Here is a 17,557-nt window from a genome sequence, read left to right on the forward strand (position 1 = left end):
GGAAATAGCGTAATGGGACACAATGTTTATGTTAATACGCCGATAAACAACAGCTTTTATCTACGCGTATCTGATATGCATGAATTGTATGTTGAAGAACGAGGCAATCCTAATGGTATTCCAGTAGTTTATCTACATGGTGGACCAGGTGGTTGTATAGGCGAAGATTCAGCTAGGTTCTTCGATCCAGCTTATTATCGCGTTATCTTATTTGATCAGCGTGGGTGCGGCAAGAGTCGCCCCTTCGCTGAGCTTAAGGATAACAATTTGTATGAGCTTGTTCATGATATTGAGAAAATTCGTAGGCACTTAAAGATTGAGCGTTGGCATGTGTTTGGTGGTTCATTTGGCACAACATTGGCCCTCACTTACGCCATTAATTATCCTGAGACTTGTATGTCACTTGTTTTACGTGGCATCTTTTTGGGTCGCATGGATGATATTTACTGGTTGAATCAAGCGGGTGCATCTTATTATTATCCTGAGCAGTTTAGCTATTATCGTGACTTGATTCCACCACGTGAGCGTGGTGATTTGGTGGCTGCTTATTATAAGATTTTCACAGGCAATGATGAGACACTGAAAGCAATTGCTGCTAAGCGTTGGAGCAATTGGGAAGCTTCAGTCGTTTGCTTGGAAAGAAAGATTACAACTTTACCTAATGAAGCTGATGTGACGAGCCCTGAGCAGGTAGCGTTAGCATTGTTAGAGTGTCATTATTTTGTCAATAAGATGTTCTGGAATTTATTTGGTGCGACTGATGATCAATATATTTTGCATAATGTCGAGAAAATAGAACATATTCCAACTTATATTGTGCATGGCCGCTATGATATAGATTGCCGGCCATCTGGCGCTTACACTTTACATACACAATTGCCTAAATCCAAATTGTGGTTTACACAGGCTGGCCATAGTTCGTCTGAAAAAGAAACTAGAGAATGCCTTGTGCAAATCATGGATGAACTTAAGTTAAATTAGTTTGACTAAACATAGGGAAGGAACAGTATGCTTGGGGAGCAAAGTGCTAGTTTGACTAGTTTGAGAAAACTGCCGCGTCTAGTGTTGCTTGATGTTTTAAGAATAGTAGCTCTTTTACAAGTTAGTATTTTTCATCAGAATGCTAGGTTATTATCATCAGGATATTTAGCTGTTTTGACATTCTTCGTTCTCTCGGCATATTTACTATTTAGAGCCTACATATGGCGGCGTTATGCCTCGTATCTTGACCTTAGCTTACGGCAGCCTGAACGTAAGATTAGTTATCAAGAATGTGATGAAAGTTTGGGCACACGTTTGCACATTTTTGCTAAACAAATGGCTAAGCTGTATCTGCCTTTTGTCAGCTTGGTTTTCATATTGACTTTAGTTCTATTTATTTTTTATCCAGCCTATTTAGCTAAGCAGGCGGCTACCTTGCGCGCTTCATTACTCGGCATCAACAACTTCCAACAATTAATTCAAGGTAAATCTTATTTCAGAGGTGCTGGCTTCTTAGCAGTATTTACGCATATCTGGGCTTTGAGTGTTGAGTGGCAGTATTATGTATTGTTATTCTTCATCTTTATTCCGCTCTATCAAAAACTTGCTAAGTGGAAATTTCGGAGAATCTGTTTGATTTTGGCTGCCTTAAGTCAAGCTTTACTTTGGGTGGTGGCGTTGCTGCCAAGCTTACAGGAACGGGCTTATTTTGCTAGTTTTTGTCGGAGCATGCCATTCTTTAGTGGCCTTTTCTTAGCTAGTATTTTAACTGTGCAAGAATATCGATTGAAGCGCTTATTGTATAGTTACATTTACAGTCATGATCAACGTTACTATGAACAGGCCAAAACTTGCTTTAACTTTTCACCATTAGTCGCACGTCTCATATGTATTATAAGCGGCGTTTTGTTGATAGCTTTACCATACGTTAAGCTGAATTTAAAACAGTTTTATATTTGGCAGAGCTTGTTGTATAACGTAGCTTTAGTGGCCTTTATTGTAGCGACGATGAATTTAGAGATGTATGCTAATTTACAAGCTGTTTCTAAACAGATGGTTCAGATTGATTCAAGTAGCAGGGCGACATGGCGCATGCAATATGGCCCAATTTTAGCCAAATTAACTGTATTTTCGTATCACTTTTATCTCTGGCATTTTCCTATTCAAGCTATCTTAGCGAAAGCTAGTGCTAATTTAACGTGGCCCGTTTGGCTGTTTGATTTTGTTTCATTAGCACTCAGCACACTTGTCAGTTATGCAAGTTATCGCTTAACTTCAGCTTGGCAAAAAAATATTAAACAAGTTTATCTGAAAGTTGCAAGTTTACTTTTAGCTGTTATTCTGTTGCTTTTACCATACGAAAGTTTGGGCAAGGCTAAACAGGCAGAATTAGATGCAATTGCCGACAAGATTACTAACTATGAACAACAAGCGCATATAACAGTTTCGGTAGGCGAGTCGAGTGTACCTAAAATTAGCGCAACTAAGAGTAAATTTTCAAATGCACAAATAGATCCAGCCAAATTACCTCTGACTGACAATGTTAAGTCAGAAGAAGATCGCCAGTATTTAGCTCAATTTGAGCAAAAGATGCTGACTATCATGCAAAATGACCCAAGCTTAGAGTTTAATCTGATGGATTTTGAAAATTTGCGCTTGAATAAATATACGATCCTTGGCGATTCAATCGGAATATTTTTGAGCTTCTTCGTTTCATATTATTTGCCGAATGCTGAACTCGATGTGAAGTCAGTTAGACGCATGGTTGAAGCGGCTAATGTTTATGAGCAAGCCAAAGCTGATGGCAAATTAGGTGATGCTGTAATTGCCTTGTTTGGCACCAATGGCATTATTCAAGTTGAAGAAGTGGAAGCTTTGTACAAATTAGCGCAAGCTGACAAAAAGCCTCTATTCTTAGCAACTGTTGTCTTGCCTTGGATTGATCAAGAAACAGAGAATAATAATTTGTTGAAAAAGTTTGTTTCTGAACATGCAGATTGTTATCTAATTGATTGGCATAAGTATGCAAAGGGGAACTACACTTATTTTGAAGCTGATAGTATCCATCCATCAGCAGCAGGCTGCGAGCTGTATATGCATTTAATTTGTAAAAGCTTAGTGGAAGCTACGTTTAAGCATTAACTTATAATTGCTTGGCTTAACGAAAACTGTCTGCACTTAGATAATCGGTAGAATTTTATTTTAAGGGGAAATTTTTGCAGTAAAATTTCTAGTGACGTATAATATAGGCATTTTAGCAAACAAAGGTGGAATATGGAACAGATTGATTTAAGCAAGTTAGAAGTAATTGCTGCTAAGTACTTTGCTCAAGCTGCAGAAGTGCATGATACGGCAGCCTTGGAAACCTTGCGCTTGGCCTTCTTTGGCAAGAATGGCGATATTAAACAATTGCAAAAGGGTTTGGGTTCAGTGGTAGCTGAATTAAGACCACAATATGGACAAGCTATCAATGAATTGAAGACGAAGCTTGAAAGTGATTTTGTTGCCTTAAAAGACAAATTAGAGCAAGCTGCACATAGAGCTAAACAGGCATCTGAACAGATCGATATTAACTTGCCAGCCAAAGGCACAGAATTAGGTACTTTGCACCCAATCACCAAGACGATTCAAGATATGGAACATATTTTTATCGGCTTAGGCTATGAGATAGCAGAGGGACCAGAAATTGAATGGGTCAAAAACAATTTTGATCTCTTAAATATTCCTGAAGGCCATCCATCGAGAGAGTTTAGCGATACTTTTTATCTGAATGATAAAATTTGTTTGCGTACACAGACATCACCAGTCCAAATCCGTGTGATGCAGAATCGAAAACCACCTATCTATATTATTTGCCCAGGTAAGGTTTATCGACCAGATACAGCTGATGCGACTCACTCACCAGTTTTCCATCAAGTTGAAGGCTTGGTTGTTGATAAGGGAATTCGCATGAGTGACTTAGTTGGTACATTGAAATACATGGCCAAGGCTTTGTTTGGCGCAAATACTGAAATTCGCTTGCGTCCGCACCATTTCCCATTCACAGAGCCATCTTGTGAAGTAGACGTGACTTGTTGGAAGTGCCATGGCTCAGGTTGCCCAACTTGTAAAGGTGAAGGCTTCGTGGAAGTTTTGGGCGCTGGTATGGTGCATCCTAAAGTCCTCAAAAATTGTGGGATTGATCCTGATGTATATAGCGGATTTGCTTTCGGTATCGGTGCTGAGCGTGTTTGTATGGCCCATTATGACATTGCTGATATTCGTTATTTCTCAGAGAACAATTTGCGCTTCTTAGCACAATTCAAATAATTAGAGCTTGAGGTTAGGGTAGAAAAATGAAAGTAAGTATTGAATGGTTACGTGATTTCACGGATGTTGATGTTGATTTAGCAACATTGGCAGACAAATTGACCCGTACAGGTACAAAAGTAGAAACAACTGCTGTGACAGGCTCTGAATTTTCAGGTGTTTATGTTGGCCAAATTACGAAAATTGAGCCACATACAAATTCTGATCATTTGCAAATTTGTCGTGTAAATATGGGCTCGCTAAGTAAAGAGTTGTGTCCAGCTTTGGATGAAGAAGCTTGTTTACAAATTGTGACGGCTGCTAAGAATGTTTTTGTTGGTGCGAAGGTGCCAGTTGCTATTATCGGAGCAAAATTAGCTGATGGTACAGCTATTAAGGCCGCTAAGTTGCGTGGCGTTCCTTCACAAGGTATGTTCTGCAGCGTAGCTGAAACTGGTTATACAACTAAGAATTATCCAGAAGCTAGTGAAGATGGGATTTGGATTTTAGCTGATAGCACAGAGTTAGGCATCAAATTACAAGACTATATGGGCTTAGGCGATGAGGTTTTAGATTTTGAAATTACATCTAATCGTCCTGATTGCCTTTCAGTTGAAGGCTTGGCACGTGAAACAGCTTTGACTTTGCACAATTACTTTTTGCCACTTCCATATCATGAAATAGTTGGCGATTTAACCGATAAGAGCAGCAATTATATCAAAGTGACGAATGAGGCACCAGATGCTTGCTTGCGCTATTTTGGCCGTGTGGTTAAAAATGTGAAAATAGCTGAGTCACCACTTTGGCTTAGGAGAAGGTTGCTAGCTTTAGGCTTGCATCCAATTAACAATATTGTTGATATTACGAACTATGTTATGTTGGAACTTGGGCAACCAATGCATGCCTTTGACCTACGCGATTTAGCTGGCTCTGAGATTGTCATTCGCCATGCCAAAGCTAACGAAAAGTTGAAGACACTTGATGGTGTAGAGCGTACATTGAGTGAAGAGATGCTTGTAATTAGCGATGCTTGCAAGGCGGTAGCCTTAGCTGGTGTTATGGGTGGCGAAAATTCAGAGATTAAAGATGACACAACTACGATTTTCTTTGAATCTGCTAACTTTGTGCCAGAAGTTGTTAGAAGACAAGCTGCTAAATTGCACTTGCGTTCTGAAGCTTCCAGTCGTTACGACAAAGCTGTTGATCCAGATTTGGCAAAACGTGGTTTAGCTAGAGCTTTGGAATTAGTTGAACAGTTACAAGCTGGTGAAGTAGTCAGTGAAACAATGAGTGTGCCTGAGCAAGCCTTTAGCCTGCCTGCAAGCGTGTTTACAGCTGATAAAATCAACAAGTTCTTGGGAACAGATGTCGACAGTGAGTTTATGCAGGACATCTTTACTAAACTTGGCTGCGAAGTTAAGTTAGTTTCAGCTGATACCATGCAAGTTACGCCACCAAATTGGCGCTGTGACTTAGAGGGTATGGCGGACTATGCAGAAGAAGTAGCTCGTTTCTTTGGCTATGATAATATTCCATCTACTATGCCACATGATTCATTAGCAGGTGCTTATACACCTAGACAGAGCTATGAACGCTTAATTAAAGATAGCTGTGTTGCACTTGGTTTCTCTGAAATGATCACTTTGAGTTTTGAAGCACCTAATACATTTGCTAAATTAGGCTTCCAAGATGAAAAGACTTTGGCCCAAGTTAAAATTGCTAATGCTGCTGTTGAAACTTCAAGCTTGCGTACAGATTTGTTGCCAGCTTGCCTAAGAGTTATTAGCAACAACGTTACGCAATTTAATGATCATGGCAAACTGTTTGAAGTTGGTAATTGCTATTTCGATATTAAGGATGAAAGTGGCTTGCCAACTTATGAAACACGCTTGTTAGCTACTATTTTTGCTAATGATAAACAAGCTAAGAGTGGTAATCTCTTCTATGAGTTAAAGAATCTCTTACAGGAATTGACAGCTGTGCTTGGCATAAAGGCAGAGCGTTTGAGCTATAATGTTCTTTCTGATTTGCCTGTTTATCATCCATATCGTAGCGCCACAGTTTATTTGGATCAGACTGAATTAGGCCAAATTGCGTATGTCGATAAGCAACTTTTGAAAACATACGATATTAAGGGCGAGGTAGCTGTTTTACAAATTAAGTTAGCGCCAATTTTTGCTGAGGCAACATTTGTGCGTAAGCAAAAGAAGATTAGTCGTTTCCCAGCCTATAGTCTAGATTTGGCTTTTGAGATGGATAAGACAGAGTCTGTTGAGAATTTATTGAATATTCTAAAACATAAGGCTAATGCTAATTTGGAACAAATTACGATCTTCGATGTTTATCAAGGTGAACAAATTGCCACTGATAAAAAGTCTGTTGCTTTCAACTTGACATATCGTCATCCAGATCGCACATTAACAGAAGCTGATGTTAGCGACAATGTCAAAGAAATGGTCGAGGCTGCTAAGACAGCTGGCTACAGTTTGCGTTCAGCTAGCACCAACTAACTAAATAACTTATTTAGTAATGTTTTATTAGCAATATTTAAGGATTTGAAGCTGCTCTTTAACTTGTTAAAGTTGGGAGCAGTTTTTTCGTAGCAAAATTAATCTATCTAGGCCTCTAAAAGCCCTAAACTTTGGGGAAATTATCTGCTTAATTTTAATTTTTCCAACTAACTGAAAAAGTTTTAGCTAGTTTCAAAAAACAGAAAATAGCCCTGAATTTAAGGCTATTTTTCTTTAGGAATTTATGAATTTTTGAATTAAAAATAGCCTAATTACAAGCGTTAAGTTCATTAGACTTAGAGCTGGAGGTGACATATGAAAAGTATAGAAGCGGCGGTGATTTTGCCATTAGTTTTGATTTTGTTGTGTTTAACAGCCAGTTGTTGTCTGGTTGCTTATGCTCATAGCGATAAGTTTAATCAGGCATATTTGCAGACGACAGCTAAAACTAGGAATACAGAGAAGCTAATGAATTATGAATTTCGTAATCTCAATTTAGCTGGACTTAAAGCTAAGAATTTGGGTCAACGGGAAGTGAAATGTATTGGTTCAGATTGTCGTGGCAACGAAATACTGGAACTGATTTATTTCATTAGTGATGAACTTAAAGCAGCTAAAGCATTGACAGCTTAGTGAGGTTAGTATGCGTAAGTGGCAGGAAGCTTTGAAGAAGCTAGGAAAACGAAAGGAACATGCTAGTGTCAGTTTGTTAGCTTGTATATGTTTGGCTGGTATTCTGACTTTAGAATCTGTTTTGTTACCTGCTAGTCGCTTACGTTATTTTGAGGCACAAATACCTGATTTTGTGAATATGCAATTAAAGACTATTCTTGCTAGTTATAAACGTCCGTTATTTAAACGATATGCCCTATTGGCTTTTGATAAACAATCTGAAGGTAAAGATGAATTATTGGCTCTAGTTGGGAAGCAGGCAGATACTTATCACTTTCAGGCTGAGGTAGAGGCTGAAAAGAGCTTAAGTGAGACAGACGTTTTACAAACAGAAGTATTGCAATACATGAAACCACGCTGGCCTTTAGCTATGTTGCAGACGTTTAAGCAAAGGTTCTTAGAACTTAAAAAAGGTTTGCAGGCAAACAGTCAAGCTTTAACGGTAATTGGAAAAGATGTTGATCTAGTTAAAGGAAAGCTAGATAGCTTACAACAAACTAAAGGTAAGGATAAGGCAAAATGGAAAAAGTTATTAGCTATGGGTTTGGAGAAGGCGCTTGATTATTGTTTTGATGGTTATAGCGAATACAAAAATTTAGCCGAGCAATCAATGCTGAATACGGAAGCAATTAGTAGTTTTACTAATCTATTTAATCTGGCTAAACAGACGATGGATAGTTTAACTAAACTGAATCTCCCCATGCTTGATGATATTTTAATCAACGAGTATTTGTTGGCTTTTTTGAGCTCTGCTGTACGTAATCAAACGACAGCCTTGCCAAGTAGCAACAAATTATCTTCCAATTTGACTGGCCGAAATCAAAGCTTTCAAAGTTTAAGTTTTGCTGATCCGTATGAACTAGAAGCTTGTATGTCAATGTTTAATGGTAAAGCTGCTTATTTACAAGTGCAGACTGAGATTTTTGCTTTGCGCTTCGCCTTACAATTTGTAGCTGTTAGACAAAATAAAACACAGCAAGCCATATTTCTGGGGGTTGGAAAAATAATAGAGTTAGCTTGTTTAATTTTTGCTATTCCTATCTCAGCCGAAGCTGTATGTCAGTTTTTAACCGCAGTAGAAGCAGCTATACGTGCTTTTAAAGAACTAAAAATTTTGAAAGCTGGTCGCACTTTAGGGCTTTTACCCAATGAGTTAGTAAAGACGTACGTGCTACCTAAAGAACTTGCAACGTTTCAACATGATTACTTTGATTATGCTCGCCTCTTTTTATTATTAATGACACGTAAACACCGACTCAACAAACTTTATAAGGCAATTAAAGCCAATTTACCAGCAGATTTTTACTGCCAAATTAGAGCGAAAGTTAATTGGCAAGTGCCTAAATGGACTTTTCAACAAGGCCAATATCAAGCCCAATTGACCTATCTCAAAAATTAGATGTCCGCAATTAAGCAAGGTGATGATTGTGAAAAAGTTAATGTCTAATCTGATTAATTTAGCCAAACGAAAAGAGAAAGCCAGCCTGAGTATCGAGGCGGCTATGATCTTACCAGCTTTTTTGCTGTTTTTGCTGAGCCTTGTTTTGATGGTGCAATTGGCAAATTATGAATTACTGTGGCACGCAGCGGGCAATGTCGTTTGTCAAGAGTTAGAAGCAATTATTGCGACAACAGCAAGTATCGAACATGACAAATTACACGATAAGGTCTTAGGCAATGTCTTACAAAAATTACCAGCTAAAGTGGCTAAAAAGGCTTTGAATGTTAAAACAGGTATGTTATCGGCAAAGTATTTGCTTAGACGGCATATTGATTTGTTTCAAGAAATCAATTGTGGACAAAGTGGCCTAAATTCTCGTTTAATTAGTAATTTCAAAGCGAAAGTAAGACTGAATGAGGCTAGGCACAATTTAACTTATGAGACAAATTATACCTATCACTTGTTCTTTTGGCCGGTTAAACGTCAATTTAAATTAATTGTACCATTGTGGAATGTTTATCCATTTGATGGCTATACGCAGAAAGATGAGCAAAGTGATGAAAAAACAGAAAAGACTGTTTGGAGTGAAGGCAATTTTAAGCGAGGCGATTTGTTACAAAAGAAATATGCTGCCAATTTGCCTAAAAGTTATCCAACAATTAACAAATATAGTGCTGGCGTGGTGACAAGTATTAAAAGTGTAGATCTGACTAATCCTAGTTTAGAAGATCCGTTTTATTTGGAAATGCGAATTAGCAATTTGGCTAGACAGCTAAGTAATTTTAATGGTTATCAAGCCAAAAATTCTAATTGGCCAACAATTCAGGCCACTGACATTAAGGCACGCAAATTGTTGCTGATAGTGCCTGAAAATAGCCCAGAGGATAAATTAGCTAAGGTCGAAAATATTCTAAAAGCTTATAAGCAGATTGATTATGAGATAGTCAAGCATGAAAAGAGCTATCGCTATAAGCAAACAGAAGCTGAAACTAGTGATAAGAGTGACGATTTAGGGGGTGATACCCATGATTTAGATTAAGTATAGGCGATGAATTTCAAGCTTGTGTGTGGAGAAAATGCTTAAGAAATTTATGGTCAGCTGTAAGTAGTTTTAGCTATTACTAAATTCGATTAAAAGAGGTAAAAATATGAAAAATATCAGAAATATTAAATTAGGCTGTGCCGTTGTTTTAAGCTGTCTATTGACAATTAGTGAACCTGTACTTGCACTTAAGCGAACTAGACAAGCAAGCTCACAAAATACCTATAGAAGCGCACATAGCATGCGAAAAAGATCAGCTCATGGACCGGCTTTAGGCCAAGATAGGTACGCCGATGATCGCTTCGATTCTGAATATGCAGTTACGGGCAAAGTAAATGTTTTTGATCAGTACGGTAGTACGGTTAGTGGAGCTAGAATTGAAGTGTCATATCCAAGCATGAGTGGAAGTGGCGTTAAAACAGTATATGCAGGTGAAACGTTCTCAGCTACTTGTTTAAGTGGTTCGACAGTTTCGCAGTGCTATATTAAAGCAACTTTAACTTATTTACCATCGGGATATGAATTGATTGGGGATAAGACAGCTTATTTGTCTGGATCCAGTGATTCTATGATATACACTTTTTCTGTTAAGCGTACAGGTCCTTCGCCAGAAGAGATAAGACGTGAAGAAGAACGTAGGCGCGAGGAAGAACGAAAGAAAGAAGAAGCACGTAAGAAGGCTGAGGCTGAAAAAGCGAAAGATTTGGCTGACTTGCAAAAATTCAAGCAAGACCATGCAAAGCTTTTAGCTAAAAAAGAGCCAGTTTTAACTGATGTTAAAGAGGTAGAAACGGCTTTTAACGAGGCTAAGAAACATACAAGTGGACCGAATAAGGAAGAATGGAAAAAATTGGTCAAGCAGTTGGATGATTTCACAGTCAAATTAAAGAACCTTCCAATTACGCTCAATATAGACTATGTAGATAGCAAAGGTAAGTTAGTAATTTCAGTTGCAGTCAATCACAAATTTGGTGAAGTTGAAGATTTTGCAATACCTAATAAGTTGAACGAACAACTTGAGTCAAGCAAAGCTTACAAAATGCAATTGGCTAAAACTATGCCTAAACATACTGTCAGCTATGCGGATGACAAAAAGCATTTTACAGTTCCAGTTAAACTGGTAGTTAAGGCAAGTTTGATTACGACTGATAATGTGCTTATGAAAACTACCATCAAATATGTCGATGAAAATGCTAAAGTGCTAAAAACAGAAGAGGCTATGCTAACAGCAAAAAGTCTTGTAGATTTGCATATACCTGAGGGCTATAAACTAAAAGATGCAAGACGGACATACCATCAGGCTAAAGAAGTTATGGTTGATGTTGTGCGCTTAGAATATCCAGTTAAGCTTCGCTATATTGATAGTAAAAAACAGTTGATTCATACTGAAAATGTAAAGTGCAAGTATGGTGACAAGCCAACATTGAATTATTTAACTACTCAAGCTGGTAAAGAATATAAATTAGCAGATGGAAATTTCAGTTTGCCGCTTGTTAAGGGCGAATTAGATATTGAAGTTCCAGTTAAAAAAGTTATTAGTTGGGCTATGATTCAACCTGATTTAACTAAGCAGCTAAAAAATTACAAGGCTTATACAGAAGATGGCAAGCTGGTATTCACAGGTCAAGCTAGCAAAGAAGGTTTAGCTGATTTTGATTTTCATTTGCCAAAAGGATATGAATTACTTGATGCTAAGGATTGGTTAGCTGGTAAAAGCGATGGGATTAAGGTAAAGGCTCTATTGCCTGATAAAAAAGAGGATAAGTCTGATAAACCTGATTTGAAGAATGACAAGTCAGACGACAAGCAATCAGATGATAAGAAGTCAGATAACAAAAAGCCAGATAACAAAAAGCCAGAAGACAAGCAAGATGATCCCAAAGTTAAAGCAGATGCTTTAAATAATTCTGATTTGGACAAGGATAAGTTGATTGAACAATTACATAAGGAATTGGAAAACAAAAAGCCAAAGCCAAAATTAACGTTCAATAAACAGAATATGCAGATTGAACCAAGTAAGAATAGTAGTCTTTTGAAGTTTTTGCGTGCCGACAACAAAGAACCTTTAGCTAAAATAGCCTTAACAATTTTGAATCAAAATGGCCTAAAACCACATTTTACGCTCATCAAGGGTGACTATTATTATGAACCGAATGGCGAGATAACAACTGTTTACACGGATTCAAATGGTGAGCTTTTACTTAATAATTTGCCTGATGGTGACTATCGCTTCTTCTATCAAGGCGTTGAAATTGCTAATTTACATATTGATAATGACTTAGCAGATCCAGGGGTGGAAGGTAGTATACTTGTTCCTGCTGAGTTGTTAGAAAAAGCTGATGTCATGCAATCTTTGAGCGAAAAGATTAGTAAACAATGTGATTGGATGCAAGATTGGCAAAGCGGAAAATTAAAGGACAATGTAGCTGAATTACTCAACAAGTACAATGCTGAGGCAGATGATAAGAAGAAATTGACAATTGATGAACTAGAACAAGCGTTAGCTGAAAAACAGTCAGCTCTTGAAAATAAGTATGAAGTAGTTAAAGTAGGTGACGACACATATCTTAAGCCTAAGGGTGCATCTGAAGAAGCAATGTTTAAGGCTTATCGAATTAGCAAAACTGGTGAAAAACGTTCGCCAATTAACTGCTTGAGTTGCTTCAGATCTTTGTTCAGCATACATCTGTTTAGAAGATGATGACAGTATACAAGCCCAGGGTGTAAGACGGTGCGTAGTTTAAAGCAAATTTACCGATTAGTGGTTGAACTTGCCTGTTAAAAGCCGTATATTATACAGGTTAGACTATAATATTTTATTGGCTGAATTAGTCAGCGCAAAGGAACTATGGGAATTATTGATAAAATTTTTGGAACACACAGCGAGCGCGAAATTAAGCGGCTTATGCCCTTAGTTGAGAAAATCGAAAGCTTGGAGCCTGAATACAGTAAGTTATCTGAAGCGGAGCTAAAAGCGAAAACACCTGAATTTAAGCAACGTTTACAGGCTGGAGAGAGCTTGGATGATATTTTGCCTGAGGCTTTTGCTACTTGTCGAGAGGCTGCTTGGCGTGTTTTAGGCATGAAACATTATCGAGTTCAACTTATAGGTGGTATTGTCTTACACCAAGGTAGAATTGCTGAGATGAAGACAGGTGAAGGTAAGACATTGGTTGCAACTTTGCCTGTTTACTTGAATGCTTTGAGCGGAGAAGGCGTACACGTTGTCACTGTTAACGACTACTTAGCTCAACGTGACTCTGAATGGATGGGTAAAGTTTACCGCTATTTAGGTTTAACAGTTGGCTTGATTGTCCATGATAAAGATAGCTATGAGCGTAAAGAAGCCTATGCTAGTGATATTACTTATGGTACTAATAACGAGTTCGGTTTCGATTATTTGCGTGATAACATGGTTGTTTATAAAGAACGTTGCGTACAACGTGCTTTGAATTTTGCTATCGTCGATGAAGTCGACTCAATTTTGATCGATGAAGCAAGAACGCCATTGATTATTTCAGGTCAAGGTGATGATGCTACTGATATGTATCAACGAGCTGATCAGCTAGTTAGAGGCATGAAAGCCTTACATTTAACTGAGACTGATGAAAAAGTTGAACAAGATGAGTATGCAGAAGATGCTGATTATGTTGTTGATGAGAAAGCAAAGACAGCTGTTTTGACTCGGAGAGGTGTTAAGAAGACTGAGAAATTCTTCGGTATTACAAACCTTGCTGATGAGGCAAACTATGATGTACAACATTATGTCAGTAACGCTTTGAAAGCACATGGTACAATGCTTCGTGATCAGCAATATATTGTGCAGGATGACGAGATTGTTATAGTTGATGACTTTACTGGTCGTCTTATGTATGGTCGCCGTTATTCAGATGGCTTGCATCAGGCAATTGAGGCAAAAGAGGGTGTAGAAGTTAAGAAAGAGAGTAAGACGTTAGCTACTATTACTTTCCAAAATTTCTTTAGAATGTACAATAAATTGTCAGGTATGACAGGTACTGCTACAACAGAAGAACAAGAATTCAGAGATATTTATAATTTGGATGTTGTAACTATTCCTACCAACAAGCCTTTGCAACGTATTGACGAGCATGACGCTGTGTTCAAGACCATTAACGGTAAATTGAATGCAATTGTTGAGGAAGTAAAAGCTGCTCAGGCTAAAGGTCAGCCAGTCTTGGTTGGTACTGTTAACGTAGATAGTTCAGAACGGATTTCTGATTTGTTCAAGCGTAACGGTATTAGCCATAACGTTTTGAATGCTAAGCAACATGCTAGAGAAGCTGAGATAATTGCTCAGGCTGGCCGTATAGGCCAAGTCACGATTGCTACTAACATGGCTGGTCGTGGTACAGATATTCTGTTAGGCGGTAATGCTGAGTATCTGGCTTTGCAGGAATTGCGTAAACAAGGCTTTGATGAAGAACTGATCGTGCAAGCTAATGCTTACAATGAAACGGATGATCCAGCTATTTTGGATATTCGTGAACGCTTCAAAAATTTATATGACGATTTCAAGAAGATCACAAGTAATGAACATGATCAAGTAGTCAAAGTTGGCGGCTTATATATCATTGGTACAGAACGCCATGAATCACGCCGAATTGATAATCAGTTAAGAGGTCGAGCTGGACGTCAAGGCGATCCTGGTAAGAGCAAATTCTATTTGTCTTTGGAAGATGACCTTTTGCGTTTGTTTGGTGGCGCTTGGATTAAGAACTTATTCGATAAGTTGAATGTTGATGAAAATATGGAAATTCAGGCTAAGTACTTGAATCGAAATATTGCTAATGCTCAAAAAGCAGTTGAAGGCCAAAACTATGCTATTCGCCGCCGTGTCTTTGAGTATGATAACGTCATGAACAAGCAACGTGAAATTATTTACGATTTGCGTCGTAAAGTCTTAGATGGCGAAGATTTGAAGCCAATATTTACTAAGCTGATTTCTAATACAGCTAAAGATATTGTTGCGACATATGCTAACGGTATCGAAGATTTCAGCAATTTAGATTATCTATCCTTAGCTAATAAAATAAGTTATGTATTTGGTGGCTTGGATTGTGTTAATCGTTTGTTGGAGATTGCTAGCTTATTGCGTAATAGAGAAGCAAGCGATGATGAGATATGCTTAACCTTAGCTAACGGCGAGAAATTCTATCCTGCACGTTTATCCGAGGAACAGTTAGTTGATGAAATTGTAACTGAAGCAATGCAACGTTATGCTGACCGTGAGGCGGCGTTACCTGCACCTGAATTGATGCGTGAAGCTGAACGAGTTATTCTCTTACGCGTTATTGACGATCACTGGATGGAACATATCGATGCTATGGATGATATGCGTAATTCGATTGGTATGCGTGGCTATGGTCAACATGACCCTGTAGTTGAATATACTAAAGAGGGTTATGCGATGTTCGAGGCTATGAACGATTTGATTCGTGAAAATGCCGTACGTTTGTTGATGTTAGCTCAAATTACAGCTGAGAAGCCAATGGAGCGCCGCGAAAATAAGCAGGAATTAAGTGAGGCCAAAGAAGAAGGAAATACAGCTTACCAAGCAGCTGAGAGCGAACAAAATTCAGCTGGCGAAGTTGGTGAACGTGAGTCAAAGGCAGAAGACAATGAAACAAGAATGCCTGTAAAACGTGACAAACGTAAAATTGGCCGTAACGAGAATTGCTGGTGCGGTAGTAACAAGAAGTACAAGGATTGTCATTTGATGGAAGACAGAAAGAATGACTAATTCCTTAGCATAAGCAAGTTTAAGCTTGAGATAGTTTAGGATGACTTGTTAAGCAGGCAGTGACATTGGTCGCTGCCTGTTTTGCTATTATTAGTTTATGAACTAAAAGAAAAATTGGAAACGAGCTAGTATGTTTAAGAAAGAATTATTGGTTTTGGTGCCACAAGCTAAAAAATACGTATTTTTCGTCGCCATATGTCGATGGATCAGTTTGTTATCGCATATAGTCTTTGTTTTTGTGTTTGCCAAATTTTTAGAACAATTATTATTTAAACAGAATTTAGCTTGGCTTAATTTATGTTTAGTTGCCTTTTTACAAGCAATAGTTATCCGTGGTATTTGTGAAATTTTACAGAGTCGTTTTGCGTTCCAAGCTAGTGCTGATGTCAAACAGGTTTTGCGGGCTAAATTATTTGCCAAATTATTACAGATTGGGCCCAATTATGCTGATTATGTTTCCACAGCGACAGTTATGCAATTAGCCACAGAAGGAGTTGAACAATTAGAAAGCTATTTCAGCGGTTACCTACCACAGTTCTTTTATGCCATGCTTGCTCCTTGCACCTTATTTATCTGCTTGGCTCCGATTTACTTTACAGGTAGTTTAGTTCTGTTTATCGGTGTACCTTTAATACCAGTTTCGATAGTCATTGTGCAGAAAATAGCAAAACGGATAATTGCTAAATATTGGAATTCCTACACTGGCATGAGCGACCATTTCTTGGAAAATATCGAGGGATTAACTACCTTAAAAGTTTATCAAGCAGATGAAATTAAAGCGAAAGAAATGGAAAAAGAGGCTGAAAGCTTTCGGATAGCTACTATGCGTGTGCTGTTGATGCAATTAAATTCAATCAGTGTCATGGATCTATTTACATACGGAGGAGCAGCTGTTGGCATTTATCTAGCTTGTCGAGCTTTTTATTTAGCAAATATTTCTTTTTCTACAGCTTGTATATTTATCTTGCTGGCTAGTCAGTTTTTCTTGCCTCTACGTAGCTTAGGTGCTTATTTCCATATCGCAATGAATGGAATGACTTCGACAGATAAGATAATGGCAATTTTACAGACTAAAGAAATGAAAGATGGTAATACAGTTTGCTCAACTGAGTTTAAGCAAATTACACTTTGCAACTTGTCATTTACCTATGCAAATAAAAAAGAAAATGTGCTGGCTAATTTGAATTTGGATTTGCAAGATAAGGGTTTATATGCGCTTGTGGGAGAATCTGGTTGTGGTAAATCAACCCTTGCCAATATTTTAGCAGCTAAATTGCGTAATTATAGTGGTCAATATCTCATTAATGGCATAGATAGCAAAAGCATGACGAGGCAGAGCTTGTATCAGAATATAACTTGTGTAGGCTTGGATAGTTATGTATTTAAGGGAACTGTGCGTTCCAATTTAAAGTTAGCTGATGCAGATGCTAGTGCTGAACAAATGCAAGAGGTTTTGCAGGAAGTTAATTTGATAGATGATTTCTTGCCAACTGGCGGCCTAGACAGTGTGATAAGTGAGGGAGGTGCTAATTTGTCAGGTGGACAAAGACAGCGCTTAGTATTGGCGCGTGCTTTGTTAAAACCAACAGCATTTTATGTCTTTGATGAGGTAACAAGTAATATTGATATTGAGAGCGAAGCTATAATCATGGCGAAAATTTATGCGCTAGCTCAGAAAAAAACAGTTTGCTTAATTTCACATCGTCTTGCTAATGTTGTACCTGCCAAACAAATTTATTTTTTGGATAAGGGTAAAATTGTTGAAAGTGGGACGCATGCAGAATTAATTACGAAAAATGGTCCTTATGCTCAACTATTTAATAAACAGGCAGAGCTTGAACATTATGGTTGGGGGAATTAAG

At 38.0% G+C, this 17,557-nt stretch carries 10 protein-coding genes; all 10 read left to right on the forward strand.

The annotated features are described in order from the left end of the window. Nucleotides 1-12 precede the first annotated feature (12 nt). Entirely contained in the window at nt 13-981 is a 969-nt protein-coding gene (gene pip / locus PYS62_RS02945) for a prolyl aminopeptidase (protein WP_066713423.1), read from the forward strand. 27 nt (nt 982-1,008) lie between these two features. After that, nucleotides 1,009-3,123 carry an acyltransferase family protein gene (locus PYS62_RS02950; RefSeq protein ID WP_066713426.1) on the forward strand — a complete coding sequence of 705 codons (2,115 nt, stop codon included), beginning with the start codon at nt 1,009-1,011 and terminating at the stop codon, nt 3,121-3,123. A 132-nt stretch (nt 3,124-3,255) separates the two neighbouring features. After that, entirely contained in the window at nt 3,256-4,290 is a 1,035-nt protein-coding gene (locus PYS62_RS02955) for a phenylalanine--tRNA ligase subunit alpha (RefSeq protein WP_066713428.1), read from the forward strand. A gap of 26 nt (nt 4,291-4,316) precedes the next feature. Beyond that, nucleotides 4,317-6,779 carry a phenylalanine--tRNA ligase subunit beta gene (pheT, locus tag PYS62_RS02960; RefSeq protein ID WP_066713430.1) on the forward strand — a complete coding sequence of 821 codons (2,463 nt, stop codon included), beginning with the start codon at nt 4,317-4,319 and terminating at the stop codon, nt 6,777-6,779. Between the two features lie 315 nt (nt 6,780-7,094). Beyond that, nucleotides 7,095-7,412: a hypothetical protein gene (locus PYS62_RS02965; RefSeq protein ID WP_066713433.1), complete on the forward strand. Its 318-nt coding sequence runs from the start codon at nt 7,095-7,097 to the stop codon at nt 7,410-7,412. A 10-nt stretch (nt 7,413-7,422) separates the two neighbouring features. Further along, entirely contained in the window at nt 7,423-8,850 is a 1,428-nt protein-coding gene (locus tag PYS62_RS02970) for a hypothetical protein (protein ID WP_066713435.1), read from the forward strand. Between the two features lie 28 nt (nt 8,851-8,878). Further along, complete coding sequence (locus PYS62_RS02975; RefSeq protein ID WP_066713437.1) at nt 8,879-9,931, forward strand: hypothetical protein; 1,053 nt, start codon at nt 8,879-8,881, stop codon at nt 9,929-9,931. A gap of 109 nt (nt 9,932-10,040) precedes the next feature. Then, a complete protein-coding gene (locus PYS62_RS02980; protein WP_066713439.1) occupies nt 10,041-12,635 on the forward strand; it encodes a hypothetical protein in 2,595 nt (864 codons plus the stop codon). A 147-nt stretch (nt 12,636-12,782) separates the two neighbouring features. Beyond that, nucleotides 12,783-15,695, forward strand: coding sequence for a preprotein translocase subunit SecA (gene secA / locus PYS62_RS02985; protein ID WP_066713441.1), 2,913 nt, complete (start codon nt 12,783-12,785; stop codon nt 15,693-15,695). 130 nt (nt 15,696-15,825) lie between these two features. After that, a complete protein-coding gene (locus PYS62_RS02990) occupies nt 15,826-17,556 on the forward strand; it encodes an ABC transporter ATP-binding protein/permease (RefSeq protein ID WP_066713444.1) in 1,731 nt (576 codons plus the stop codon). The last annotated feature ends 1 nt before the right edge of the window (nt 17,557 follow it).

Origin of the sequence: Amygdalobacter nucleatus (genome assembly GCF_029167365.1) — a bacterium.
Taxonomy (GTDB): domain Bacteria; phylum Bacillota; class Clostridia; order Saccharofermentanales; family Fastidiosipilaceae; genus Amygdalobacter; species Amygdalobacter nucleatus.